Source organism: Aeromonas sp. s8 (assembly GCF_040907785.1).
In the GTDB taxonomy this organism is placed as follows: Bacteria; Pseudomonadota; Gammaproteobacteria; order Enterobacterales; family Aeromonadaceae; genus Aeromonas; species Aeromonas veronii.
In genome coordinates, this window is the sequence record NZ_JBFOCL010000015.1 from 200,852 (window position 1) to 226,435 (window position 25,584).

Annotated in this window: 20 protein-coding genes; 14 read left to right on the forward strand and 6 right to left on the reverse strand. The window is 60.7% G+C overall.

Translation table 11 applies throughout. From position 1 onward, the window contains the following. The first annotated feature begins 116 nt into the window (after positions 1 to 116). Positions 117 to 776 (forward strand): YceH family protein, encoded by a 660-nt coding sequence (locus AB5Y86_RS04850; protein ID WP_368192279.1) that lies wholly within the window; start codon positions 117 to 119, stop codon positions 774 to 776. Between the two features lie 85 nt (positions 777 to 861). Further along, positions 862 to 1,419, forward strand: a complete 558-nt coding sequence (locus AB5Y86_RS04855) for a HutD family protein (protein ID WP_368192280.1) — start codon at positions 862 to 864, stop codon at positions 1,417 to 1,419. A gap of 116 nt (positions 1,420 to 1,535) precedes the next feature. Here AB5Y86_RS04855 and azu read toward each other — a convergent pair whose 3' ends face one another. Then, entirely contained in the window at positions 1,536 to 1,976 is a 441-nt protein-coding gene (gene azu / locus AB5Y86_RS04860) for an azurin (protein WP_005337768.1), read from the reverse strand. Between the two features lie 335 nt (positions 1,977 to 2,311). On the opposite strand from azu, the gene AB5Y86_RS04865 reads away from it, so the two are divergent. The 11 genes from AB5Y86_RS04865 to AB5Y86_RS04915 all read left to right on the forward strand — a co-directional run bounded on the left by AB5Y86_RS04865 (position 2,312) and on the right by AB5Y86_RS04915 (position 18,710). Next, positions 2,312 to 3,358 (forward strand): FAD:protein FMN transferase, encoded by a 1,047-nt coding sequence (locus tag AB5Y86_RS04865; RefSeq protein WP_368192281.1) that lies wholly within the window; start codon positions 2,312 to 2,314, stop codon positions 3,356 to 3,358. Between the two features lie 159 nt (positions 3,359 to 3,517). Continuing rightward, positions 3,518 to 5,164 carry a tetratricopeptide repeat-containing response regulator gene (locus AB5Y86_RS04870; RefSeq protein ID WP_005361691.1) on the forward strand — a complete coding sequence of 549 codons (1,647 nt, stop codon included), beginning with the start codon at positions 3,518 to 3,520 and terminating at the stop codon, positions 5,162 to 5,164. A 66-nt stretch (positions 5,165 to 5,230) separates the two neighbouring features. Further along, entirely contained in the window at positions 5,231 to 6,193 is a 963-nt protein-coding gene (locus tag AB5Y86_RS04875; protein ID WP_005353221.1) for an ion channel, read from the forward strand. 236 nt (positions 6,194 to 6,429) lie between these two features. After that, positions 6,430 to 7,236 (forward strand): exodeoxyribonuclease III, encoded by an 807-nt coding sequence (gene xthA / locus AB5Y86_RS04880; protein ID WP_368192282.1) that lies wholly within the window; start codon positions 6,430 to 6,432, stop codon positions 7,234 to 7,236. 398 nt (positions 7,237 to 7,634) lie between these two features. Then, positions 7,635 to 8,834: an efflux RND transporter periplasmic adaptor subunit gene (locus AB5Y86_RS04885; RefSeq protein ID WP_031227697.1), complete on the forward strand. Its 1,200-nt coding sequence runs from the start codon at positions 7,635 to 7,637 to the stop codon at positions 8,832 to 8,834. 9 nt (positions 8,835 to 8,843) lie between these two features. Beyond that, the gene (locus AB5Y86_RS04890) at positions 8,844 to 11,954 is read left to right on the forward strand and encodes an efflux RND transporter permease subunit (protein ID WP_368192283.1); all 3,111 of its coding nucleotides are present in this window, start codon (positions 8,844 to 8,846) and stop codon (positions 11,952 to 11,954) included. A gap of 116 nt (positions 11,955 to 12,070) precedes the next feature. Further along, positions 12,071 to 12,823: a substrate-binding periplasmic protein gene (locus AB5Y86_RS04895; RefSeq protein WP_368192284.1), complete on the forward strand. Its 753-nt coding sequence runs from the start codon at positions 12,071 to 12,073 to the stop codon at positions 12,821 to 12,823. Positions 12,824 to 12,881: 58 nt separating this feature from the next. Beyond that, a complete protein-coding gene (locus AB5Y86_RS04900) occupies positions 12,882 to 13,382 on the forward strand; it encodes a hypothetical protein (RefSeq protein ID WP_088869352.1) in 501 nt (166 codons plus the stop codon). Positions 13,383 to 13,678: 296 nt separating this feature from the next. Then, positions 13,679 to 15,187, forward strand: a complete 1,509-nt coding sequence (locus AB5Y86_RS04905) for an efflux RND transporter periplasmic adaptor subunit (RefSeq protein WP_368192285.1) — start codon at positions 13,679 to 13,681, stop codon at positions 15,185 to 15,187. Beyond that, on the forward strand, positions 15,184 to 18,312 hold the full coding sequence (locus tag AB5Y86_RS04910; protein ID WP_368192286.1) for an efflux RND transporter permease subunit: 3,129 nt from the start codon (positions 15,184 to 15,186) through the stop codon (positions 18,310 to 18,312). Before AB5Y86_RS04905 ends, AB5Y86_RS04910 begins: the two co-directional genes overlap by 4 nt. Positions 18,313 to 18,356: 44 nt before the next feature. Continuing rightward, positions 18,357 to 18,710, forward strand: coding sequence for a copper-binding protein (locus AB5Y86_RS04915; protein WP_368192287.1), 354 nt, complete (start codon positions 18,357 to 18,359; stop codon positions 18,708 to 18,710). Positions 18,711 to 18,828: 118 nt separating this feature from the next. Here AB5Y86_RS04915 and AB5Y86_RS04920 read toward each other — a convergent pair whose 3' ends face one another. The 5 genes from AB5Y86_RS04920 to AB5Y86_RS04940 all read right to left on the reverse strand — a co-directional run bounded on the left by AB5Y86_RS04920 (position 18,829) and on the right by AB5Y86_RS04940 (position 23,673). After that, positions 18,829 to 19,746, reverse strand: a complete 918-nt coding sequence (locus AB5Y86_RS04920) for an ABC transporter substrate-binding protein (protein ID WP_368192339.1) — start codon at positions 19,744 to 19,746, stop codon at positions 18,829 to 18,831. Between the two features lie 83 nt (positions 19,747 to 19,829). After that, entirely contained in the window at positions 19,830 to 20,633 is an 804-nt protein-coding gene (locus AB5Y86_RS04925; RefSeq protein ID WP_368192288.1) for an ABC transporter ATP-binding protein, read from the reverse strand. Beyond that, positions 20,633 to 21,670: an iron chelate uptake ABC transporter family permease subunit gene (locus AB5Y86_RS04930; protein ID WP_236362036.1), complete on the reverse strand. Its 1,038-nt coding sequence runs from the start codon at positions 21,668 to 21,670 to the stop codon at positions 20,633 to 20,635. The genes AB5Y86_RS04925 and AB5Y86_RS04930 overlap by 1 nt, the downstream gene beginning before the upstream one ends. Positions 21,671 to 21,677: 7 nt before the next feature. Beyond that, entirely contained in the window at positions 21,678 to 22,694 is a 1,017-nt protein-coding gene (locus AB5Y86_RS04935; protein WP_368192289.1) for a FecCD family ABC transporter permease, read from the reverse strand. 175 nt (positions 22,695 to 22,869) lie between these two features. Beyond that, positions 22,870 to 23,673 (reverse strand): siderophore-interacting protein, encoded by an 804-nt coding sequence (locus AB5Y86_RS04940; RefSeq protein ID WP_368192290.1) that lies wholly within the window; start codon positions 23,671 to 23,673, stop codon positions 22,870 to 22,872. Between the two features lie 324 nt (positions 23,674 to 23,997). Between AB5Y86_RS04940 and AB5Y86_RS04945 the strand changes: the two genes are divergently transcribed. Next, the gene (locus AB5Y86_RS04945) at positions 23,998 to 25,515 is read left to right on the forward strand and encodes an HD domain-containing phosphohydrolase (RefSeq protein ID WP_042055501.1); all 1,518 of its coding nucleotides are present in this window, start codon (positions 23,998 to 24,000) and stop codon (positions 25,513 to 25,515) included. The last annotated feature ends 69 nt before the right edge of the window (positions 25,516 to 25,584 follow it).

Here is a 25,584-nt window from a genome sequence, read left to right on the forward strand (position 1 = left end):
CGAGCCTTTCGCCAACGCCCTGATCAGCTCGCAAAAATGGCGCGCAACGCTAGACGCGGCGCGGACCATGACTAAGATAGGGGCTCTTGATGTCTCGATTTGGAAGGGAGTAGGAAATGGAGTTAGTACTTGGCCCGCTGGAAGCCCGCGTCATCGGCTGTCTGATTGAAAAAGAGATCTGCACCCCGGATCAATATCCCCTCTCCCTTAATGCACTGGTCAACGCTTGCAACCAGAAGAGCAACCGCGAGCCGGTGCTGGAGCTCTCCGAGCTCGATATCCGCGCCGTGGTGGACGAGCTGATCCGCAAGCGGCTGGTGGTCAACACTGCAGGCTTCAACGCCCGGGTGCCCCGCTATCAGCACAGATTCTGCAACACCGAATTTGGCGAGCTGAAATTCAGTGCCCAGGAGCTTGGCATCGTCTGCGAACTGCTGCTGCGCGGCCCGCAAACCCCGGGGGAGCTGCGCTCGCGCACCAACCGACTCTGCAGCTTCGATGATGTCACCGAGGTAGATGCGGTACTGACCCAACTCATCGAGCGTGGCCCCTACGTGGTCAAGCTGCCGCGCGAGCCGGGCAAGCGCGAATCCCGCTACGCCCACCTGTTTAGCGGCGAAGTGGATATTCAGGCGATGATAGATGCCGCTCCCGCCGCGGCCTATGCCTCCCCTGCCGCCGACCGTCTGAGCGAGCTGGAGCAGGAGGTAAACGAGCTCAAGAGCCGTCTCGCCGCCATGGAAGCGCGGCTGGCAGCACTGGATTGTCAGGGCTGATCGCCTTTACCATCGCCAATCTCTATCAGGGAGCCGGGGCTGATGTCCCCGGCTCCCTGCGTTTTTTTATCGTGAGGAAGTGCCCGTGATCACCCTGATTAAAGAGTCTGCCCACCAGAAGATGCCCTGGAAAAACCAGCAGGGCACCACCAGCCAGATCCTCATCTCCCCCAAGGGGAGCAGCCTTGCCAAACTCGACTTTGACTATCGACTGAGCTTGGCCCCCATCAAGAGCGCAGGTCCCTTCTCCCCCTTTCCCGGCTATCAGCGCATTTTGCTGCCGGTGAGCGGGGCTGGCTTTGTGCTCAACGGTCACCCCTACGCCACCTTCGAGGCGGCGCACTTTAGCGGCGATGAGGAGACCCACTGCGAGTTGCTGAAAAAAGAGGTGACCGATCTGGGGCTTATCTACCATCCGGATCGCATCAGCGCCAACGTGCGGGTACTGAACCTCCCCTTCCCGCTGACCCTTACCCTCGAGCCAGAGAAGACCTACCTCTGTCACCTGCTGAGCGGCCAGCTGGCCGTGCAGGGCAAAGAGGTGGCTATCAACGAGACGCTGGTGGTGACCGGGGAAGAGAGCATTCACTTCGAATGCCAGAAGAAGACCGCCATCGCCTTCTTTACCCTGCAGGCCAAATAGCGCAAAAGTCGGCGGTGTGCAGTCATGCCACGCCATACACACAAACAGCAGAGATGAAAAAGCCGGGCAATCCCGGCTTTTGCTATTGAGGCAACCGGCTTGTGCCAGTCAGCACCTTAGTTGACCTTGAAGGAGCCCTTCATCATGGCGAAGTGGCCGGGGAAGGAGCAGAAGAAGGTGAGATCCTTGCCCGCCAGACCGTCGGTCTTGAAAGTGACGCTGCTGCTCTCGCCGCCGCCGATCAGCTTGGTATGAGCCAGCACACGGGGATCATCCTTGGGCAGATAGCCGTTCTCGGCCCCGGCGCTCATCCCGGCAGTCGCCACGGTCTGATAGTCGGCGGTGCTGGCCAGCACCCAGTTGTGACCCATGGCGGTCACGGGCAGCTTGCCGGTGTGGTTCAGGGTGACCGTCACCTCCTTGCAGGTGGCCGGCACGCTCATCTCTTTGAGGTTGTACTGCATGGCATCATTGCCTTCGATGACCAGTGCACACTCATCCGCCAGCACGGGGGCAGCCAGGGTACTCAGAAACAGCAGGGTAATCGCCTTTTTCATCATCTTCTCCTTTGATTGGCAATGGATGGCAACGACTTGGCGGATGCGGTTAACGCTTCGCAAAGATGCCGTCTAAATCGACCTTCATTTTACTCAATTGTCTTCAATCGGCTATGGCTTTTGGCCAAAGCTGCGGGCCAGGTCACCAGACGGTGCTCTACTCGCCACTATCTCCCTCACGGATGGACGATACGACCCGCTCCCGCCACAGGTTCAAAACTGTTTAATTTTTTCTGCCCTTTTCCCTCCGATTGCCCCTATCAGGGCTCGCCCGAAGGGCGCCCCTTGGCTAAGCTAGCGCCCCGATATGAACCTTCTCCAGATGAGAGCGCCGGATGATTGCGATAACCCCCGTGGCGGCCCTGCGCGGCCTGCTGCTAACCCTGCTGCTGGCGCTGGCCGGCTGCCAGCCCACCCCGCCTGCCCAGACCCGTATTCAGGGCAAGACCATGGGCACCTACTATGTGGTGACCCTGAGCGATAGCTACCCCGGTGGGGAGCCCGCCCTCAAAAGCGACGTGGAGAGCCTGCTGGCCCGGATGAACAAGGAGATCTCCACCTACGATCCGGGCTCGCTCATATCCCGTTTCAATCAGGGGCCCGCCAACACCCCGTTTGCCATCCCACCCGCCATGGCCATCATAGTCCAGCAGGGGATGGATGCCGGTAAGCTGACCGACGGCAAGCTGGATGTGACCGTGGGGCCACTGGTCAATCTGTGGGGCTTTGGTCCGGACAAACGGCCGGTCAAGCGGCCCGATGAGGCGGCCATCGCCGCCGCCCGCCACAAGGTGGGGATCGACAAGCTGACCCTGACCTCGCAGGGTGATCACTTCCTGCTCAAAAAAACGATCCCGGACCTCTATCTCGACCTCTCCACTCTCGGCGAAGGGGCGGCATCGGATGAAATCGCCGCCCTGCTCGAGGGCAAGGGGGTACACAACTACCTGATCGAAGTGGCCGGTGCGGTGCGCAGCAAGGGCAACAACAGCAAGGGCTCGCCATGGAAAGTGGCCATCGTCGAACCCTCCGAACAGCCGGGAGCGTTTTCCGATATCGTCATCCCCAACGGCATGGCACTCAGCACTGCAGGCAGCTATCGCAACTACTACGAGCTCGATGGCCAGCGTTACTCCCATATCATCGACCCCGCCACCGGCCAGCCGGTCACCCACAAGCTGGTTTCCGCCAGCGTCATCACCCCGACGGCGCTGGAGGCCGATGCCCTCGATACCGCGCTGATGGTGATGGGGCCTGAAGCGGGGATGACATTTGCCAAGCAGCACCAGCTGGCGGTCTATCTCATCATCAAGACCGAACAGGGGTTCAAGGCCGAGTACACACCGCAATTTGCTCCCTATCTGGCAGAGAAAAAACGGTGAGTTCAAGGCCCTGGCAACAGGGCCTTTTTCTTTCACTCAGCGCGGGCAAAAGGCGGACAAACGGAGATGGTTCGCAATCGACAACTTGGCCAATTGCCTCTTCGGGCGCTTTGGTGGCACACTTTCTCCCATCAGCCCGTAGCGCCTCGACCCAGACAGATGCAGACACCTGAACAAGAGCCAGAAAAAAAGAGCCCAGCCAAGCCACAACGCATTCTGATGGTCAATGAGCAGCGCTCGTTTCAGGTGATGATGAAGGCGATGCTGCTCAATCTGGGTATCAGCAACATCACCTACTCCAATACCGCCGAGGATGCGCGGCGCCGCTGCCAGAAGGGCAGTTTCGACATCTATCTCATCGATTACGATCTGGGGGTTGGCGAGAATGGCCGCCAGTTGCTCGAAAGCCTGCGCGACAAAGACCTGATCCCGCCCCAGAGCGTGGTGATCATGGTGAGTGGCGACAGCTCCCGCGCCATGGTACTGAGCGCGCTGGAAGCCGAGCCCGACGAATACCTGATGAAGCCCTTCTCTCAGGAGCAGTTCTCGTTTCGCTTGAAGCGTGCCCTCGCCCGGCGCAATGCGCTGGCCAGCGTCTTTACCGCGCTGGCCGATGACAATCTGGCAGCCCTCATTACCGCCTGTGCCGAGCGGGCCGATGCGGTACCCCGTTTTGCCAACTATTGCCGCTGCCTGCAGGCCGATACCCACCTCAAGCTGGGTCAGGCGCAGGAGGCACGCGCCCTGATGCGCCAGCTACTGGCCGGGCAGGAGAACAGCTGGGCCCGCCTGACACTGGGCAAGGCCTGCAACACCCTGGGGCTCCACGAAGAGGCGGTCAGCCATCTGCAGGCGACCCTCAAAAATACCCCGCTGATGGTGGAGGCTCACCTCTGGCTGGCAGAATCCCTGCTGGCCCTTGGCAATGACGAGCAGGCGCAGCAGGAGCTCAGACGGGCGGTGGATATCTCTCCCCAGTCGGTGCAACTCTCCCGTCGGCTGGCGGAGGTGTGCCTGCAGCGCCACGACTACGCCCAGGCCAAGGATGTGCTGATGTCGCTGATCGACCTGTCGCGCAACTCGATCCACCGCACGCCCCATTATCTGGGGGCCTATATCCAGACCCTGACCCTCTACGCCCTCAACAGTAACGACAGCTACCACATCGCCAACCTGCAAAAGCAGGTCAATTCTGCCCTGTCGCGCATCCGCGATTCGTTGATGATGTCGGAGTTCAACTACCCGGTGTTCGAGCAGATCTGTCAGGCCCGGGTGCAAATTGCGCTGGGGGAGCTGCTCAAGGGCAAGAAGATGCTCTATCGCGCCAATCAGAACTGGCTCGATGAACCGGCCACCATGCCCCCCGCCCTGCTTGGCGAGACCATCCTCGCCCTCTACCAGCTCGGCGAGTTTGAATATGCCGAAAGCCTGCAAGGGCTGCTGGCGGAGGACGAAGATCGGCTGCTCACCACCTGCATTCAGGCAACCCGGGATGACAAGACGGTGCTGGAGCGGCGTCAGCGCTACCAGCAGCTCAACGATCTGGGGATCAAGGCCTATCAGAGCGGCGAGCTGGAGCAGGCCCTCGGCCATTTTCGCGAGGCCCTGCGCCGCGCTCCCGCCAATACCGGTGCGGCTCTCAACAAGATCCAGGTGCTGCTGCAACTGATGCAGAAAAACCGCAAGAGTCCGGAATTTGGTGCCGAGTGCAAAGACACCCTGGACGTGCTCGACGGCATCCCCCTCAACCCGGCCCAGCAGGAGCGTTTTCGCAAGCTGCGTCAGGAGTTCAACCAGTTCAGCTAAGACCCCGCCGCGCCCCCCTTTCCCCGCCTATGCTGAAACCAGTTCGGCAATGCGAGGGAAACGAAGATGGCGATGTGTCGTTATCTGGTGGCCGATGGCCGCCACTGCAGTGAAGAGGCTGGCGAGCACGATCTCTGCCACTGGCATGATCCCCACCATACCCATCAGGAAGCCCACACCGCCGAGGCGCTTGAACAGTACGTTCGCGCAGGCGGACTCTGCCACGGCCTGCAGCTGTCACGGGCCAATCTGGCGGGCCTCAATCTGGTCAACAAGGAGTCCGATCAGGGATTTTTGCTGGAGCAGTGCAACCTCTATCGCGCCAACCTGCGCGGTGGTCACCTCTACGGCCTGCGCATGAAGGGCGGTAGCCTGATGAAGGCCGATCTCAGTGATGCCAACCTCCAGTGCGCCACCCTCGATGACGTCAACCTGCTCGGCATCCGCTGGCACAACACCCGGCTCGACAACATGCAGACCGGCAAACGGGTGATGCAGGATCGCAAGGGGCGCCGCGAACGGGATCCCAAACAGGCTCGCATCTGGTTCAAGGAGGCGGAAGAGACCTACCGGGATCTGCGCAAAGCCTCCGAGGCACAGGGGATCTTCACCATGTCCGGCAACTATATCCAGCAGGAGCTCACCATGCGCCGCCTGCAACTGCCGTTCTGGTCGACCCAGCGTTTTACCTCCTGGGTGGTCGATCTCTTCTGCGGCTATGGCGAGGCCCCGATGCGGGTGGTGCTCTTCTCGTTGCTGCTCATCTTTATCTGCAGCATTTTTTACTTCTTCTGCGGACTGCATTTTCAGGGCGAGCACCTGATCTACCAACCCGGTGCCCCGCTCGAGCAAAATGCCATCTTCCTGCTCGAATGCCTCTACTACAGCGTGGTCACCTTCACCACGTTGGGGTACGGCGACTTCACTCCAGTCGGGCTCTCCAGGATCTTCGCCGCCTTTGAAGCCTTTACCGGCAGCTTCACGCTGGCGCTGTTTGTGGTGGTTTTCGTCAAGAAGATGACCCGCTAAAAACCTGTCCACGATCCTACTGCGAGGCTGTGATCAAGGCTCATGTGCTGCTCGGAATCCTCATGTATACATATACAATCCGGTTCCTGCGCTGCGCTTCACCTTGCTGACAACCTCTCGCGACGGATCGTGAACAGGTTACCAAGCAGCTGCACCAGTCACAGCCCCCGAACTTGCATCCACCGCCGATTCCTAGTCCAATAGCCACTTATAAAAATGACATGAGCATCCCGGACATGAAGATCATCTCTTTCAATATCAACGGCCTGCGCGCCCGTCTGCACCAGCTGCAAGCCATCATCGACAAGCACCAACCCGATGTGATCGGCCTGCAGGAGATCAAGGTGCACGATGAAGCATTCCCGCTGGCCGATGTGGAGGCCATGGGCTATCACGTGGAGTTTCACGGCCAGAAGGCCCACTACGGGGTCGCCATCATGAGCAAGCAGAAGCCGGTCAAGGTGGAGAAAGGCTTCCCCACCGATGACGAAGAGGCCCAGCGCCGGATGATCATGGCCACCTTCGAGCGCGAAGATGGCTCCCTCATCAAGGTGATGAACGGCTACTTCCCGCAGGGTGAAAGTCAGGATCACGAGACCAAGTTCCCGGCCAAGCAGAAGTTCTACGAGGATCTGCTGCGCTACCTCGAGACCTACCACACCCCGGACGACCAGCTGGTGCTGATCGGGGATATGAATATCTCCCCCACCGATCTCGACATTGGCATCGGCGAGGCGAACCGCAAACGCTGGCTGCGGGATGGCAAATGCTCCTTCCTGCCCATCGAGCGCGAATGGATGGAGCGACTGAAAGGGTTCGGCCTGACCGACACCTTCCGCGCCGCCAATCCCACCGAGTGCGAGCGTTTCTCCTGGTTTGACTACCGCTCCAAGGGCTTTGACGAGAACCGCGGCCTGCGCATCGACCTCATCATGGCCTCCGACGCCCTCAAGGACAAGGTGACCGAGACCGGTATCGACTACGAGCTGCGCGGCATCGAGAAACCCTCCGACCACGCCCCCATCTGGGCCTGCTTTGCCTGATGCGGCGCAAGATTAACCGATGAGCCGCGACGAATTCGTAAACTGTGAAGCGGCTCGCGGTTACCGGCGATAAAAGGGCGTAAAAAACCCATCCAGACAAGGTGCCTTATGGCACCTTATTTTTTTGCAGCAAGGAGTGGCTGGCGTGATACGGTTGCGAAGAGCCCTGGCCCGGGATGAACATCCCCGAAGCCCCCCACCCATATCGGAAAAGTCAGACTTTTTTCGTCAATCGGCAACCCTAATTGCCACTTTGAGAAGGTTGTGTTCAAGGTTGCCGCCCTATCATCTCCCATTCCAATCATAAAGAAGTTGTTTTTTTAATCATGAAGTTAATGATGTGTATGGAGAAACATGCTGAACGCAGCAGCCGAAATCGATCCAACAGGAGTGTGATGATGAAGGTGTCCAATGCCGGAAGAGAGGTTTACAAACGCAGCTTGCTGACCCTGGCGCTGATCAGCGGTCTGAGTGCCTGTGGCGGCGAGACGACCCAGACGGCACAGACCATGCCCGCCGTCCCTGTGGTGGTCGCCGAGGTCAAGCTGACCGATGTGCCGCTCACCACCGAGATGGTGGGAGAGACCGCCGGTTTTCGCGAGATCGATGTGCGCTCCCGGGTCAGTGGCATCCTGCTCAAGCGCACTTATGTGGAAGGCCAGCCGGTTACCGCCGGTCAGGAGCTGTTTCTGATTGACCCGGAGCCCTACAAGGTGGCGCTGGAGCAGGCCAAAGGGACCTTGGCTCAGGAGCAGGCCCGTCTCAACAAGGCCCGTGCCGATCGGGATCGCATCATTCCCCTCTTCAAGCGTCAGGTGGTGAGTCGCAAGGACTATGACGACACCATCGCCAACTACGAAGCGGCCATCGCCAGCCATCAGGCCGCTCAGGCCAAGGTGAAAGAGGCGGAGCTCAACCTCAGCTACACCCAGGTGACCGCCCCCATCAACGGCATGGCGAGCAAGAGCTCCCAATCCGAGGGGAGCCTTATCTCCACCAGCGGCGACAACGGCCTGCTCACTACCATCACCCAATTTGATCCGCTCTACGTCAACTTCTCCTACTCGGAGCAGGATCGCCTCAACTTCGAAAACTCGGTAAAGAAAGGGGTGATTGAGGCGAAGGATGCCACCACCTGGCGCACCCATATCCGTCTGGCCGATGGCTCCCTCTATCCGGAGGCGGGCAAGCTCAACTTCTCCGACAACCGGGTCGATCCCCAAACCGGCACCATCCGTGCCCGCGCCATCTTCGACAACAAGGACGGAGTACTGCTGCCCGGCCAGTTTGTCCGCATGACCATCGATCTGGGCACCCGCAAAAATGCCATCGTGGTGCCGCCGCGCGCCATCGTCCAGTCCCAGGCTGACCGCATGGTGATGGTGGTCGATGCCGACAACAAGGTAGTGCCCCGTCCGGTGACCCTGGGCGCGGCAGTCGACTCCGGCGTGCTGATCGAGAGCGGCCTGCAGGCAGGTGAGCGCTATATCGTCGAAGGCTTGATGAAGGCCCGCCCCGGTGCCGTGGTAAAACCTGTCTCTGCCGACGAGATGAAGGCGATCACCGGCAAGGTGGTCAGCCAGTCTGCGGCCAAGTAAGGAGCCCGTATGTTTTCCAAGTTCTTCATAGAACGCCCCATCTTCGCCAGCGTGATTTCGATCATTATCGTGCTGGGCGGGTTGGCGGCGATGCGGGCGCTCCCCATCGAGCAATATCCCCAGATCACCCCGCCGGTGGTCTCGGTCACGGCGTTTTATCCGGGCGCAACCCCGGAGGTGATCTCCCAGACCGTGGCAGCGCCGCTGGAGCAGCAGATCAACGGCGTCGAGCGGATGATCTACATGCAGTCGGGGTCGGCCTCCAACGGCCAGATGAACCTCAACGTCTACTTCGAGATCGGCACCGATCCGGATCAGGCCACCATCAACGTCAACAACCGGGTCTCAGCCGCCATGGCCCAGCTGCCGGAAGAGGTGAAAAAGCAGGGGGTGACGGTCAAGAAGAAATCGACCTCCATCCTGCAGGTGGTCACCCTCCAGTCACCGAACGGCTCGTTTGATACCACCTATCTGTCGAACTACGCCCTGCTCAACATCATCGACGAGCTCAAGCGGATTCCCGGCATCGGTGATACCACCTTGTTTGGCGGTACCGACTATGCGATGCGTATCTGGCTGCGGCCGGATCGACTGGCCCAGCTCGAGCTCACCCCGAGCGACGTGATTGGCGCCATTCGCGAGCAGAACACCCAGTTCGCGGCAGGCAAGATCGGTGCCCAGCCCACCACGGCCCCCATCGACTTCACCTACACGGTGCAGACCAAAGGGCGCCTTGAAGATGTGAAGGAGTTCCAGAACATCATCGTCCGCTCCATGCCCGATGGTTCCAAGATCCGGGTCCGCGATGTCGCCCGGGTCGAGCTGGGGGGCAAGGATTATGATCTGGTCGCCCGCGCCAACGGCAAACCGGCCATCGGTATCGCCACCTATCTGCAGCCGGGCGCCAACGCCGTCGCGGTCGCCGATGCGGTACACGCCACCATGGAGCGACTCAAGGAGCGCTTCCCGCAGGATATCGAGTACCAGATCCCCTACGACACCACCGAGTTCGTGAAGATCTCCATCGAAGAGGTGGTACACACCCTGTTCGAGGCGATCGTGCTGGTGTTCGTGGTGGTCTATCTGTTCCTGCAGAACTTCCGCGCCACCCTGATCCCCTGTATCGCGGTGCCGGTGTCGCTCATCGGGACCTTCGCCGGCATGCTGGTGCTCGGTTTCTCCATCAACCTGCTGACCCTGTTCGGCATGGTGCTTGCCATCGGTATCGTGGTGGATGACGCCATCGTGGTGCTCGAAAACGTCGAGCGGATCATGAGCGAGAAGAAGTGCTCTGCCAAAGAGGCTGCCATCCTCGCCATGCAGGAGGTCTCCGGTCCGGTGGTCGCCATCGTGCTGGTGCTCTGCGCCGTGTTCCTGCCGGTCGCCTTTATGGGCGGCATGACAGGGGTGATGTACAAGCAGTTTGCCATCACGGTCGCGGTCTCGGTCGCCATCTCCGGTCTGGTGGCACTGACTCTCTCCCCGGCCCTCTGTGCCGTGTTGCTCAAAGAGGGACACCACAAACCCGCCCGCTTCTTCGTCTGGTTCAACGAAAAATTTGACCAGCTGACCCGCGGCTATGTACGGGGTGTGGCCTTCCTGAACCGTCGGGTGGGGGTCGCCTTTGCCATCATCGCCGTGCTGATCCTCTCCATCTACGGCCTCTTCCTGAAAGTGCCGGGCGAACTGGTACCGAACGAAGATCAGGGCTACCTCATCTCCGCCGTCATGCTGCCGGATGCCGCCGCGATGAGCCGGACCCAGGCGGTAGCGGATCAGTTCGACAAGATCGCCATGGCCAACCCCCATGTGAAGGATGTGATCACCTTCTCGGGCTTTGACATTCTCTCCAATGCCATCATCAGCAACAGCGGCATGACCTTCATTACCCTGAAGGACTGGAGCGAGCGTCAGGGGGCCGGGCAGGACTCCTTCTCGCTGGCCAAGACCTTCCAGGGCTTGAGCCTGATGGGGCTGGCGGATGGCTTTGTAGCCTCCTTCAACCCGCCTCCCATTCAGGGGATGTCCACCACAGGTGGCCTTGAGGCCTATCTGCAAAACCGTGGCACCGGCAACGCCCAGGCCTTCTCCGGCGAAGTACAGCGCTTCCTCGAAGCAGCCAAGGCGCGCCCGGAGTTTGCCAGCGTCACCAGCACCTACCGCGCCAACGTGCCGCAGGTCTATCTCGACCTGGATCGCGAAAAGGCCAAAGCGCTTGGGCTGCCGATCAACGCGGTGTTCGACACCATGCAGGCCACCTTCGGCCAGGTCTATGTCAACGACTTCAACCAGTTCGGCCGTACCTACCGGGTGCAGTTGCAGTCCGAGGCAGACTATCGCGCCAAGAAGAGTGACATCCGCAACGTCTATGTCCGCTCCGACAAGGGGGAGATGATCCCGCTCAGCAGTCTGGTGACGGTGCGTGATGCCACCGGCCCCGAACTGGTCGAACGCTTCAACATCTTCCAGGCCGCCAAGATCATGGCCCAGCCCGCCCCCGGCTACAGCTCGGGTCAAGCCATCGCCGCGCTGGAAGAGGTCGCCAATGAGGCTCTTGGCAACGACGCCAAGCTGGAGTGGACCGGCTCAGCCTATCAGGAGAAAGCGGCCGCAGGCAGCGCTGGTATGGCCTTTGGTTTCGGTATCGTGATGATCTTCCTCATTCTGGCCGCCCAGTATGAACGCTGGAGCCTGCCGTTTGCGGTGATCACCGCCGTACCGTTCGCCCTGTTCGGTGCCCTGCTCGCCACCTGGCTGGTGGGGCTGACCAACAACGTCTACTTCCAGATCGGGCTGGTGACCCTGGTCGGCCTTGCCGCCAAGAACGCCATCCTGATCGTGGAGTTCGCGGTGATGAAGCACGAAGAGGGGATGAGCCTCATCGAGTCGGCACTGGAGGCGGCGCGCCTGCGTTTCCGTCCCATCGTGATGACCTCGCTCGCCTTCATCCTCGGCTGTGTGCCGTTGGTCACTTCCAGCGGGGCCGGTGCGGCAAGCCGTCACGCCCTCGGCTGGCCGGTCATCGGCGGCATGCTGGCGGCTACCTTTATCGCCATCTTCTTTATCCCGCTTTTCTTCCGCCTCATCATGAGAGGATCGGAAAAGCGCGCCAAGCCGTAAGGCTCTCCCCAGGCGTTCCACCGATAACAAACTACCCCCGCCCGTGCGGGGGTATTTTTTTGTCTGCGGTGTGCTTCAATGACACACATCGAGACTTTTTTGCACAGGATCCGGATATGCTGGCTCAGCTCTGGCTCGCGACGACCTTGACGACCACTACCCTCTCCGCCTGTGGTCATCACGATTATCCCCCCTGGAACTGGCTGAGCGATGGCAAGATCATCGGCGTTTGTGCCGAAGTCGTCAGTACCCTCTATCAACGGTTGGGTTTCAATGTGGATCTCTCCTATGTGGGCCCCTGGGCCCGCTGTCAGCAGAAAGTGGCGAAAGGAGAGGTCGACATCAATATCTGTGCGCTGCGCAACGAAGAGAGAGCGCACTACTCCCGCTTTACCCGAACCCCCATGGCCATCAATGACATGGCGGTATTCGTGCGCCAACCCGGCAGCCGCTTGCTGCAACGAAGGGAGGATCTGACCGGACTGCGGGGCGCCATGATGATAGGCGTCAGCCTTGGCAGCGAGATGGATGGTTTTTTGCAAAAGAATACCCGCATCTACAGGGTCAACTCCCTCAAGCAGGTATTTGGCCTGCTGGCCAGTGACCGGGTCGACTTCGTTCCTTATGGTCGCTCTTCCGGTCGCCTGTTTCTGAGCGACAATTATCCGGACAGCGGGCTGGCTGATCTGCAGTGGCCACTGCAGCGCGGTGAGCTCTATATTTCTGTTTCACTGCAATCCCCCCATCTTGACACCCTCGAACAACTGGAGCCCATGTTGCAAGCGCCCGGCATGAGTCAATGGATAGACCAATTGCTGGAAAAATACAGTGACCTCTACCTGCAGCAGCAGCGCCAGCAGAAGCCTTGACCTTCTCGTGCGAGCAAGGTTTAGAGTTTGGCAACTTGCCCCCCTAAGGATGCTCGGATTGTCACTCACCCAGCTTGCTGCAAGATTGCCCTCTGTTGCTCTGGCCCGGCTATTGCTGGCGCTGCTGCTCGTCTGCAATCTGACTCTCTGCATCAGCTGGCATGGTTCTCCCCTCTCCTCCGAGCCGACCCCAAGCAGCGCCCAGTCGATGGTGATGTTCGATTCATCCATGGCGATGGCGGATGGCGATATCTCTCATGCAATGCCTGCTATGGATCACCCGGGCGATGTCATGCCCCTCTCTTGCCATCAGGGAGACGAGGGGTCAGCCATGGGCGATGAGTGCCAGATGCAGACAGGCATCAATGCCCCCTCCTTCGGCGCGATGACTCTGCTGGGTGTACTGGTCGCTCTGCTGCTCTTTCCCTTGCTACTTGGCAACAACGTCGCAGCGTCACTGCTTGATAACTGGTTGCGGGATCCCTTCCTGCGATCGCGCGGTACTCACCCTCCCTCCTGGCCGCGCCGACATCTGATGCTGTCGGTGTTACGCCACTAGAAAGTCCTTCTCTTGCGGCACAGGCAAGCTTCAACTTGCCCGTTCTCTGCCGCCTTGCCTGACCCTGTGCCCCGGCCAAACCGGTCCGCTCACAGGGAGCCGTGCGCACTGATACAGTTGCGCCCCGTTTGCCGCCAGCCCCTTTGGTGATGCCTTGCACCTCACCCGACCGGCGGCCTGCAAAAGAGAAGACGTATTATGTCACCAGCCCACTTTTCACAGTCCAAGGTTGCTGCCTGCGCGGACGCCTTATCCTCCTGCACTTTCTGCATGCAGATCCGCGCCGGAGGCCAGTCATGAACAAGACCGTCCTGATGTCGGCCCTGCTACTTGCCCTTGGAGCTGGTGGCGGCTACTGGGCCGCCAAACAGACCTCCGATGGCGCAAGTGCCAAAGAGAAGACGCCCCTTTACTGGGTCAACCCCATGGATCCCCGCGACAAGCGCGACGGCCCGGCCAAAGACAACATGGGGATGGACTTTATCCCCGTCTATGAGGAACAAAAAAACGGCTCACCTGGCACAGTCACCATCAGCCCCGAGATCCAGCAAAACCTGGGGGTGCGGCTGGCTAAAGTGGAGAAGCTGCCTATCCACCAGCAGATCGAGACGGTGGGCTATGTCGGGTATGACGAGGACAGGCTGGAGGCGATCAACGCCCGCATGGCGGGCTGGATCCGCACCCTCGCCATCAAAAGCGAGGGGCAGCAGGTGAGCAAGGGGAGCCTTATTTACGAGCTTTACGCCCCGGATCTGGTCAACGCCCAGCACGAATACCTGCTGGCACTCAACACGGCCAACCCACTGCTGCTGCGCGCTGCCGAGGGCAAGCTCAAGTCCCTGCAGGTACCGGCAGATCAAATCTCAGCCCTCAAGCGCACCCGTCAGGTGCGCGAAACCATCAGCATTTACGCCCCCAGCAACGGTTATGTCTCCGAGCTCAAGGTGCGCGAGGGCCAGTATGTGGAGCCCGCTGCGGCGCTCTTTAACATCAGCACCCTCAAGCAGGTGTGGGTCAGTGCCGAGGTGTTCGAGCGCCAGGCGGCCCAGCTGAAAGTGGGGGATCCGGTCACCATGACCCTCGACTATGCCCCCGGTCGCAGTTGGCAAGGTAAGGTGGATTACCTCTACCCGACACTGGATGCAGCTACCCGCACCCTCAAGGTGCGACTGCGCTTTGACAACCCGGACGAGTTTTTGAAACCCAATATGTTTGCCAAGGTGAGCATTCGCACCGGGCAGGGAGAGCCGCAATTGGTGGTGCCGAGCGAAGCGGTGATCCGCACCGGCAGTCAGGATCGGCTGGTGCTGGCGCTGGGGGATGGCAACTTCAAGTCGGTCGCCGTCACCCTCGGCCCCCAGTTTGGCGACAAGGTCGCCATCAAGGCGGGGGTGGAAGCGGGTGACAGCATAGTCAGCTCAGCCCAGTTCCTGCTCGACTCCGAGTCGGCCATCGATTCGGACTTCCAGCGTATGACGGCAGTGCGCCCTGCACAGGTGTGGACCCAGGGCGAGGTTGAAAGCATCGATCTGGCCAACCGTACCCTGATGGTCTCCCACCAGCCCATCCCCGAGTGGCAGTGGCCCGCCATGGAGATGGAGTTCACCGTCGCCGACGGGGTCGACATCAGCAAGCTGGTCGAGGGGCAGACCCTGCACCTGCAGGTAATGCAGGAGGGGGATGAGTACCGCATCACTACCATCCATCAGGAGCAAGCGCCCGCTATCGGCGACTCAGCCAAACCCGCAGCGGATGAGATGGAAGGCATGGACCATAGCCAGCACGATATGGGAGCCAAGCCATGATCCCCTCGATTATTCGCTGGTCGGTGGGCAACCGCTTTCTGGTGCTGTTGTTGACCCTCATGCTCACCGCCTGGGGGCTCTGGTCGGTCAAGCAAACCCCGGTGGATGCCCTGCCGGATCTCTCCGACGTGCAGGTGATCATCAAGACCTCCTACCCGGGCCAAGCGCCCCAGGTGGTGGAGGATCAGGTCACCTACCCGCTCACCACCGCCATGCTGGCGGTACCGGGGGCCACCACGGTGCGCGGCTACTCCTTCTTCGGCGACTCCTTCGTATATGTGCTGTTTGACGACAACACCGACCTCTACTGGGCCCGCGCCCGGGTGCTGGAGTATTTGAGCCAGGTTGCGCCCAATCTGCCCGCCTCCGCCCGCCCCCAGCTCGGCCCCGATGCCACCGGGGTGGGCTGGGTCTACCAGTACGCGCTGGTAGACAAAACCGGCAAGCATGACCTCAGCCAGCTCACCTCGCTGCAAAACTGGTTCCTCAAGTACGAGTTGCAGACGGTGGAGGGGGTCTCCGAGGTCGCCACCGTGGGTGGCATGGTGCGCCAGTATCAGGTGCGGGTCGATCCGGACAAGCTGCGCGCCTACGGCATCCCGCTCTCCCTTATCGAGACCGCCATCAAACAGGGCAATCAGGAGACAGGCGCTTCCGTCATCGAGATGGCGGAAGCGGAGTACATGGTGCGCTCCAACGGCTATCTGAAAAGCGTCAAGGATCTGAAGCAGATCCCGCTCGGCACCACTGTGCGCGGCGCCCCGCTGCTGCTGGGGGATGTAGCAGATGTGGTCACCGGTCCCCAGATGCGGCGCGGCATTGCCGAGCTCAACGGCGAAGGGGAAGTGGTGGGCGGCATCATCGTCATGCGCTATGGCGAGAATGCCCAGCACACCATAGACGGGGTCAAGGCGCGGCTGGCGGAGCTGAAAAGCAGCCTGCCGGAAGGAGTAGAGATCGTCACCGTCTATGATCGCTCCGACCTTATCCAGCGCGCCATCGACAACCTCTCCGGCAAGCTGGTGGAGGAGTTCGCCGTGGTGGTGCTGGTCTGTCTGGCCTTCCTGTTCCACCTGCGCTCGTCACTGGTGGTGGTCATTACCCTGCCCATCGCCATTCTGGTGGCCTTTATCGTGATGCACCTGCAGGGGATCAACGCCAATATCATGTCGCTGGGGGGCATCGCCATCGCCATCGGCGCCATGGTGGATGGCGCCATCGTGATGATCGAGAACGTCCACAAACACATGGAGCGGGAGGCGCTCACCGACAAGAACCGCTGGCTCATCATCACCGAGGCGAGCATCGAAGTGGGGCCTGCCATCTTCTTCTCCCTGCTGATCATCACCATCAGCTTCCTGCCGGTGTTCGCGCTGGAGGCGCAGGAGGGGCGGATGTTCCATCCCCTCGCCTACACCAAGACCTATGCCATGGCGGCGGCTGCCGCGCTCGCCATCACGCTGGTGCCGGTGATCATGGGTTACTTCATCCGTGGTAAGGTGCTGGCGGAGCAGGCAAACCCGCTGAACCGCTGGCTGAGCCAGGGCTATGTGCCGCTGCTCAAAGCCGTACTGGCCCGTCCGAAAACCACTCTGGCTGTCGCCGCCGTAGTGACGGTGGCGGGCTTCTGGCCGCTCAAGTACCTCGGCTCCGAGTTCATTCCGCCGCTCGATGAGGGGGACATCATGTATATGCCCACCACAGCGGCCAATATCTCGGTGGGCAAGGCGCGGGAGATCTTGCAGCAGACCGATAAACTCATTCGTACCGTGCCCGAGGTGCAGAACGTGTTCGGCAAGGCGGGGCGCGCCGAAACCGCTACCGACCCCGCCGACCTGGTGATGATGGAGACCAGCATCCAGCTCAAGCCCCGGGATCAGTGGCGCCCCGGTATGACCCCGGAGAAGCTCAAAGAGGAGCTCGACTCCCTCATCCGCTTCCCCGGCCTCACCAACGCCTGGGTACCCCCCATCAAGACCCGCATCGACATGCTGGCTACCGGCATCAAAACCCCGGTGGGCATCAAGATAGCGGGGCCGGATCTCAAGGTGATCCAGCAGCTCGGCCAACAGCTTGAGCAGATCGTCGGCAAGGTGGAGGGCGCCTCATCGGTCTACGCCGAGCGGGTAGCCGGTGGCCGCTATGTGAAGGTGGATATCGACCGGCTGAAAGCGGCCCGCTATGGCCTCAACATTGCCGACGTACAGGCGGTGCTCGCCACCGCGGTGGGCGGCATGGAGGTGGGCCAGACCATCGAGGGGCGCGAGCGTTACCCCATCAACCTGCGCTACCCCCAGAGCTATCGCGATTCGGTGGCGAGCCTCGAGCTGTTGCCGGTGGTGACCCCGAGCGGGGCACGCATCGCCCTGGCGGATGTGGCGCGGGTCTACATCAGCGATGAAGCCCCCATGCTGCGCAGTGAAAACGCGCGCCTCAACGGCTGGGTCTACGTCGATATTCGCGGCCGCGATATCGGCTCCTTCGTCGATGAGGCCAAAGCCGAGGTGGGCAAGCAGCTGGTGCTGCCGGCGGGCTACGCCCTCACCTGGTCTGGCCAATACGAGTACATGGAGCGGGCCAAGGCGCGCCTCGCCTACGTGGTGCCATTAACCGTCGCCATTATCGTGCTGCTGCTCTATCTGGCTTTTCGCAGCGTTCAGGAGGTGCTGCTCATTCTCACCACCTTGCCGCTGGCGGTGGTGGGGGGGATCTGGACCCTCTGGCTGCTCGACTTCAACCTCTCGGTGGCGGTCGGGGTGGGCTTTATCGCCCTGGCGGGGGTGGCGGTAGAGACCGGCGTCTTGATGCTGGTCTACCTCAACCATGCCTGGGATGACCTCGTGGCCAGTGGCAAGCCGGACAAGGCGGGGCTGCACCGGGCAGTGATCCACGGCGCCGCCCTGCGCCTGCGCCCCAAGATGATGACGGTGGTCACCATCATCGCCGGCCTCTTACCCATCATGTGGAGCCACGGCACCGGATCCGAGGTGATGCAGCGCATCGCCGCCCCCATGATCGGCGGCATGGTGAGCGCGCTGGTACTGACCCTGCTGGTGCTGCCAGCGGCCTATTACCTGTGGCGCAGTCGCAGCCTTGGCAAGAGCGCGAACCCACAATCCGAATAACCCGATTTCACGATCCATATTGACTGAACGATAAGGAAACCATCATGAACTACAAAACGCTGACCCTGACTCTGCTGCTTGGCCTTGCCACCCAGACCAACCTTCAAGCCGAAGAGATGATGCACCATGAAGGGCACGAGATGAGTCAGACGGGTGAGATGAGCGAACAGGACGCAATGGTGATGACCAAGGGGGCCATTACCCGCCTCGATGAGGGGAGCGGCAAAGTCAGCATCAAGCACGAGGCGATCGAGAATCTCAAGATGCCCGCCATGACCATGGTCTTTCGAGTAGCCGATCCGGCCCAGCTCAAGGGGCTCAAGGTGGGGGATGCCATCCACTTTCATGCCGAAAGCCAGAGCGGCAAGCTCACAGTGACAGCCATCCAACCACAATAAACGGCTCTGGCTCGCCGAAGAGGTCACGATAGACAGTGACAACGCAAGAGGGAGGCATCAGCCTCCCTCTTATTTTGCTCAACCTGTTCGTTGGATCAACCTCTGGTGCCCATGGCACTCAGCTGCGGGTTGCCAGCAACTGCTCCACATCCTCGATCACCTTGAGGGCCGCCTGCGGGCCACCGCTGGAGGTCCAGAGCGACCCGTCCACGGCGCCAAAGCGCTTGGCCTTGATCACCGGCAGCTGCTGGAACGCCGGGGTCTGCTCCGCCTGACGCATGGCATCCACCGCATCACCGCTGGCGCTCAGAGTGCCGACCACCAGCCAGTCGGCATCCAGCAGGTTGAGGGACTCCAGACTCAGCGCCGGTGAGTGGGGCGCGCCGGTACCCTGCTGCTTGCTTGGGCGCACCAACCCCATCGACTCCACTACGCTGCTGGCAAAGGTGCCCTGATACATAAAGCTCGGCCCCTTGGGGTTCCAGCGCACTATGCTGATGCTCTCCCCCTGATGCTTGGCCAGCTTGCTGCGGGCCTGAATCAGCCGCTCGGCATACTGCAGCAAGAAAGTATCCCCTTGCTGGTCGCGGTTGAGGGTGTGGGCGGTGCGGCGGAAGCTATCCTGCCACGGCTCACCCCACTTGCTGGTCACCACGGTCGGCGCGATCTCCCCCAGCAAGGTCAGCAGCTCGGGACGGGTCTGGCCGGTCAGGATAAGGTCGGGCTCCAGCGCAATCAGCGACTCCAGATTGGGGCTGTCGAGATCGCCGATCACCTGGATCCCCATGCCCGCCTTGTTCAGCAAATAGCGGGGCAAGGTGGGTTGACCACGGCCATTGACGGCGCCGATGGGGGTCAGCCCCAGAGTCAGGGTGCTGTCGAGTTCGAGCTCGCTCAGCACCACCACCCGCGTTGGCTGGGCTGGCACCTGCACCTTCTGGCCAAACGCATCGGTCACTTCACGCATCTCTTGCGCCTGAACCAGCGGCGCGGCCAGCATCAGGATGGCTGCTGCCAGGGCGGCAAAACGCTTCATCATCTCACTCCTTCTCGTTGCACGGCCCGGATAATCGGCCGCGTGAATACACTCGGTGGGCCCACAGAACAGGCCCATATGACTCAACTCACCGAACGCAGGGTGCGGCCATGTTCGTGGCGACGGGGCACGATAATGGGCGCCCCGTCGCCGGGGGCATGCAGAATGTCAACACTGGTCTGGTAGAGCCGGTCGATTAGATCCTTGGTCACCACCTCCCGGGCCGGGCCCATGGCGGCAATGGTCCCCTCGCCGATGGCGATCAGCTCGTCACAGTAGCGGGCCGCCATCGCCAGATCGTGGATCACCAGCAGCACGGTTTTGCCCTCGGCGGTGATGCGGTGAATTGCCTCCATCACCTCAGTCTGGTGACCAATATCGAGGGCGCTGGTGGGCTCGTCGAGCAGCACCATGTCGCTGTCCTGGGCCAGGATCATCGCAAGCCACGCCCGCTGCGCCTGCCCGCCGGAGAGAGACGCTGCGCTCTGCTGCCAGATGCTTTCAAGCTGCATCCGCTCGCAGGCGCTACGCACCATGCGGGCATCCTCCTCGCCCCACTGATTGAACCAGCCCTGATGGGGGTGGCGGCCATACTGCACCAACTGCTCCACCAGAATGCCGGCAGGCAGGGTTGGCCGCTGGGGCAGGTAGGCGAGCTCCCGCGCCAACCCCTTCATGGGGTAGCTGGCAAGCGGCTTGCCTTTGAGCAGGATCTCGCCGCGTTGGGCTTTCGTCTGGCCGGATAGCAGCTTGAGCAGGGTCGATTTGCCGCAGCCGTTGGGGCCGACGATCCCCACCAGCTTGCCTCTCGGCACGCTGAAAGAGATGTCCCGCAAAATGGGGGTCTGCTGATAGGCGAAATGGAGGCGATTTACGGTGAGCGTCATCAGTCAGCCCTCTGGCGATCGTTAACGAGAAGAAACAGCAGCAAAAGGCCGCCGAGAATGCGGGTCATGATGCCGGTCGCCACCTCGTGGGGGCTGGCCAGCACCCGAACCAGGGTATCGCTTGCAAGCAGCAACAGGGCGCCGCTGAGTGCAGCCAGCCAGAGCGGCACCACCCGGTCTTTCACCAGCCAGGAGGCAAGAATGGGGGCCGCCATGGCGATAAAGACCACGGGCCCGCCGATGGCGGTGCCGAGCGCCGCCACCAGAATGGCCTGGGCCAGAATGCCCAGTTGCACCCGATCGCCGTTGACGCCAAGTCCTCTGGCCATCTCGGGGCCAAAGCGCAGCACCGCCAGCGAGCGGGAGAGATAGACGATCCACGGGCAGAGCAGCAGCAACAGGATGGCAATCGGGGTGATGGTGCTGTAGCCCACGGCGATAAAGCTGCCCATATTCCACAGATAGAGAGAGCTCAGGTGCAGCAGGGCCTGGGTGGACATCACAAACTGGCCGAGCGCCTCGAACAGCTCGGAGAGGCCGATACCGATCACCACGAACAGATAGCCCTGCTCACCCGGTTTGCGGCAGAGGGCATAGAGCACCAGCGCCGCGAAGATGGCGCCGATGGGTGCCGCCCACCAGGGCCAGCTGCCCACGGTCAGGTAGAGGGAGAAGACGATGATGGCCAGAGAGGCCCCGTTGTTGACCCCCACCATGTCGGGTGTGGCCAGCCGGTTGCGCACCAACGTCTGCACCAGACAGCCGGAGAGCCCCATGGCCGCCCCCGCCACCACCACCCCAAGGATGCGCGGCAGCCGGATCTTGAACAGGGTGAGCTGCTCAAGCCGGGTCCCCTCCCCCAGCAGGGTGTTGACCACCCCGGCCAAGCCAAGCTTGCCGCCGCCAACGCTCAGGGCCAGCAGAGCCAGCGCCAGCAACGCCATGGCCAGCAGAGCCAGCCAGCGCCAGCTGGGCAGATGGATCAGCACAGAGCGGTTGCCGGCCCGCAGGCAGAGCATATCGGTAGGTGTACGCATCAGCCCCTCACTTGAGGGTCAGCAGGGTACGAAAGCCCCCGCGGTGGACAATAGCGATCAGCACAGGTGCACCGATCAGGGCCAGAATGACCCCGTTTGGCAACTCGAACGGCTGGATCAGCCAGCGCGCCAGAATGTCGGCCAACAGCAGAAACAGCATGCCGAACAGGGCGGAGAAACAGACCTGCACCGACAGCTTTACCGGTTCCACCAGTCGGCCACAGTAGGCGGCCAGAAAGCCGACAAAACCGATGGGGCCGGCGATGGCGATGGCACTGGCGGTAAACAGGGTGGCGGCCAGCAGCACGCCAATTCGCACCCGGTTTGGACGGATCCCCAGCGCCTGGGCCTGACTGTCCCCCATCTGCATCAGGGTCAGCTGGCGACAGAGCAGCAAGGTGATGACAAACGCCGCCAGCACGAAGGGCAGTACGGCTATGATGGCATCGAGATTGGCCGCCGACAGGGAGCCGAGGTTCCAGAAGCGGTACTGCTCCAGCACCATCTTGTTGGAGAGCAGCAAAAAGCTGGAGAGACCGCCGAAGGTTGCGGAGAGCGCCACCCCGACCAGAATGAGCTTGAGGGGGTTGGAGCGGCCAATCATCATGCCGAGCCCCAGCACAATCACGTTGCCGAGCAGCGCACCGAGTCCGGCCCAGAGCAGATAGCCATAGGCGGACTCCACCCCGAACCAGGTAAGCCCCACCACCAGCGCAAAGACGGCCCCGGCGTTGACCCCGAGCAGACCGGGTTCCGCCAGCGGGTTGCGGGTCGCGCTCTGCAACAAGGAGGCCGCTAGAGATAAAGAGGCGCCGACCACCATGGCGCAGAGGGTGCGCGGCAGTCGCAAGGTATTGAGCACCATGGCGAGCTTCTCGTCACTCGCCCAAGGCGTGTAATCCATAAGGTAGCCGAACACCTCGCGGGCACCATAAACACCCGCACCGGTGGCGAGCGAGAGGCAAAACAGCGTGCAGAGAAGGAACAATGCCAGCCAGAACAGAGGGGTCTGGTACTTAACCACCCTTTACGACTCCTTGCGTTGGGTCTGACAACATGCAGCCAAACCGACGTGAAAACAGGGCACTCTTGTGTCAACGGAAATAAAAACGCCGCCCGGACGAATACCCAGACGGCGCAATACTAAATGCAAATCATTTTTATTTGCAAGGATGAATCAGGTATTCTTTCGCATCCGCTTAATTATCCATCACATCGTGACGGGTCTGGTGATAGGCCTCTTCACTCTTGCCCCGGCGCCAGTACGGCACGGCGTAGAGCGACTGGCGATCCACCTCGAGCACGGAACGAAAATGGCGGCGCAGCGGCAGCACCAGCGCCTCTTCCCCACCCAGCCAGAAGAAGCCACCATCGCGCACCAGCGGCAGAGCAATCACATGCTCCAGCAGGCCGCTGGACTCGGGCTCGCCGACAAACCAGTGACAGCGCACCCCGACCGGTAGTGTCAACGGCTGAGCATCGGCCTGATCCGGCACCAGAATCGCAATTTCCCCTCTGGCCTCGGCAGGCATCACCTCACACATCGCCATGATGGCGGGCAAGGCGGTGAGATCCCCTACCAGGCAGTAATGCTCGGCCGATTGCAGCATGGGGTTGGGGCCACCCGGCCCGGAGAGGATCACCTTCTCTCCCGGCTTGGCATGGGTAGCAAAGGCGCTGGCGGGCCCGCCTTCACCGTGCAGCACGAAGTCGATATCAATTTCCTGCTCATCACGGCGAAACGCGCGGATGGTGTAGGTGCGGATCACCGGCTTGTCCGCCGGGTCACTCCAGCGCGGGCCGCTCGGGGTCATTGAAGGCAGCACCGGCTCTACCTGATGGGGCTGGGCCAGCATCACCTTGATATGGGCCCCACCGCAGGTAAAGGGATAGTCAGCCAGTTCGCTGCCACCAAAGGTGATACGACGCAAATGGGGGGTGATCTGGGTAATGGCTTTGACAGTCAGCAGACGGGGACGATTGGGAGGCAGAGATGGGGACACGATGGGGCTCCTCGTTGAGTGTGTCGCCCATGCTACACGCAAATAGGAATTACTATCAAATAAGATTATTTCTCGTCTAATAGCTACAAACTGGATTCAAACATCCCCAACTACTGGCGTACACACCCCAATCCAAAAATAGGCTTTATGCACGCTAGCTCCATGATTGGGCAAAGAAAGCAGCCGGACAACGCCACAGTTACAAAGGGTTCCATTTGCTTATTTCGACCATAGTTTTTCGAGATCAAATTTTATTTCCCAATAAGTTTCCTATCCTTAGTGAAGCAGTTAATGTAAGCACAGGATGCCAAACAGGATTGTATGATGGATGACCAGATCCTGATTATTGATGATGACGATCTCTCCCTCCCCGACGCACAGCAAGCGGGCTGGAAGGTGATGATTGTTGACGATGAGCCTGAAGTGCATCGCATCACCAAAATCACCTTGAACAAATTCGAGTTTGACAATCGCCCCATCGATTTTCTGCATGCCTATTCCGCGGCGCAGGCCAAAGAGTTGCTGGCCACCACCCCGGACGTTGCCCTGTTGCTGCTGGACGTGGTGATGGAGGTCGACCACGCCGGCCTCGATGTCGTCAAATACGTCCGTGAAGATCTGCAAAACAAGATGGTACGCATCGTGCTGCGTACCGGCCAACCCGGCCAGGCGCCGGAAGATGACGTGGTCACCAACTACGACATCAACGACTACAAGGATAAAACCGAGCTCACCTCCCAGAAGCTGCGTACCCTGCTGCGTGCGAGTCTGCGTTCATATAGAGATATCCGCACTCTGGAAAGCAACCGTCAGGGGCTGGAAAAAGTCATCGAAGCCTCCAAGGGGATCTTTGAGAAACGAGCCCTGCGCCAGTTTGTCGAAGGCGCCCAGGAGCAGCTCAGCGCCTTGCTCCATCTGGGGGAAACCCAGATATACGACGTCAAGCAATACGCCTATGAGGTGAAGGATCAAGTATTGGAGCCCCTGCTCCCCGGCCATCCCGCCATGCTCCTTACAGAAGCGCCGGAGATCCTGCGCCAGGCTATGAGCAAGCGCAGCAACGTCTATAACGCCACCCAGATGGTGCTCTACTGCCAGAATCCGCGCCACCACCTGCTGTTCCACATCGAGACCACCCGCCAGCTCAGCCAGATCGATACCAGTCTGCTGACCCTGTTTACCGAAAACATCATAGTGGCGCTGGAGAATATCCGGCTCAATGAGGTGATCGCCGACAACCAGCGGGAGATCATCTATCGCATCGGCGAACTGGTCGAAACCCGTTCAAAAGAGTCAGGGCTGCACGTCAAACGGGTCGCGCTCTATACCGAACAGTTCTGCCACCTGATGGGCATGAGCGAAGAGCAGAGCGAGCTGGTGAAACGTGCCTCGCCGCTCCATGATATTGGCAAGGTGGGAATTCCCGATGCCATCTTGCACAAGCCGGGCAAGCTGACGCCGGAGGAGTGGGAGATCATGAAAACCCACGCCCAGCTCGGGCAGGATATGCTCTCCGGCAGCGATCTGGCGCTGTTTCAGATTGGTGCCACCATCGCTGGCAATCACCATGAGAAATGGAATGGCAGTGGCTATCCCCGCGGTTTGAAGGGGGCCGATATTCCGCTGGAGGGGCGGATTGTGGCGCTGGCTGACGTGTTCGATGCCCTGGGTTCGGATCGCTGCTACAAGAAGGCGTGGCCGCTGGACAAGGTGCTGGCCCTGATTGAAGAGGAGAAGGGGCAGCATTTCGACCCCCAGCTGGTCGAGCTGATGATGGCCAATCTGGACAAGTTCCTCGAGATCCGCGAGCAGAACAAGGATGTCTATATCGGCGAACACTGATAGCCAGCTTGTTCTGTTTATGAACTAAAAAAAACCGCCCTGCTTATCAGGGCGGTTTTTTATCTCTGG

Excerpts from the sequence above, each read along its gene's own strand:
- AB5Y86_RS04850 (WP_368192279.1), top strand. The coding sequence starts at position 117 with ATGGAGTTAGTACTTGGCCCGCTGGAAGCCCGCGTCATCGGCTGTCTG.
- azu (WP_005337768.1), bottom strand. The coding sequence starts at position 1,976 with ATGAAAAAGGCGATTACCCTGCTGTTTCTGAGTACCCTGGCTGCCCCC.
- AB5Y86_RS04865 (WP_368192281.1), top strand. The coding sequence starts at position 2,312 with ATGATTGCGATAACCCCCGTGGCGGCCCTGCGCGGCCTGCTGCTAACC.
- AB5Y86_RS04870 (WP_005361691.1), top strand. The coding sequence starts at position 3,518 with ATGCAGACACCTGAACAAGAGCCAGAAAAAAAGAGCCCAGCCAAGCCA.
- AB5Y86_RS04875 (WP_005353221.1), top strand. The coding sequence starts at position 5,231 with ATGGCGATGTGTCGTTATCTGGTGGCCGATGGCCGCCACTGCAGTGAA.
- xthA (WP_368192282.1), top strand. The coding sequence starts at position 6,430 with ATGAAGATCATCTCTTTCAATATCAACGGCCTGCGCGCCCGTCTGCAC.
- AB5Y86_RS04885 (WP_031227697.1), top strand. The coding sequence starts at position 7,635 with ATGAAGGTGTCCAATGCCGGAAGAGAGGTTTACAAACGCAGCTTGCTG.
- AB5Y86_RS04890 (WP_368192283.1), top strand. The coding sequence starts at position 8,844 with ATGTTTTCCAAGTTCTTCATAGAACGCCCCATCTTCGCCAGCGTGATT.
- AB5Y86_RS04895 (WP_368192284.1), top strand. The coding sequence starts at position 12,071 with ATGCTGGCTCAGCTCTGGCTCGCGACGACCTTGACGACCACTACCCTC.
- AB5Y86_RS04905 (WP_368192285.1), top strand. The coding sequence starts at position 13,679 with ATGAACAAGACCGTCCTGATGTCGGCCCTGCTACTTGCCCTTGGAGCT.
- AB5Y86_RS04910 (WP_368192286.1), top strand. The coding sequence starts at position 15,184 with ATGATCCCCTCGATTATTCGCTGGTCGGTGGGCAACCGCTTTCTGGTG.
- AB5Y86_RS04915 (WP_368192287.1), top strand. The coding sequence starts at position 18,357 with ATGAACTACAAAACGCTGACCCTGACTCTGCTGCTTGGCCTTGCCACC.
- AB5Y86_RS04920 (WP_368192339.1), bottom strand. The coding sequence starts at position 19,746 with ATGAAGCGTTTTGCCGCCCTGGCAGCAGCCATCCTGATGCTGGCCGCG.
- AB5Y86_RS04925 (WP_368192288.1), bottom strand. The coding sequence starts at position 20,633 with ATGACGCTCACCGTAAATCGCCTCCATTTCGCCTATCAGCAGACCCCC.
- AB5Y86_RS04930 (WP_236362036.1), bottom strand. The coding sequence starts at position 21,670 with ATGCGTACACCTACCGATATGCTCTGCCTGCGGGCCGGCAACCGCTCT.
- AB5Y86_RS04945 (WP_042055501.1), top strand. The coding sequence starts at position 23,998 with ATGGATGACCAGATCCTGATTATTGATGATGACGATCTCTCCCTCCCC.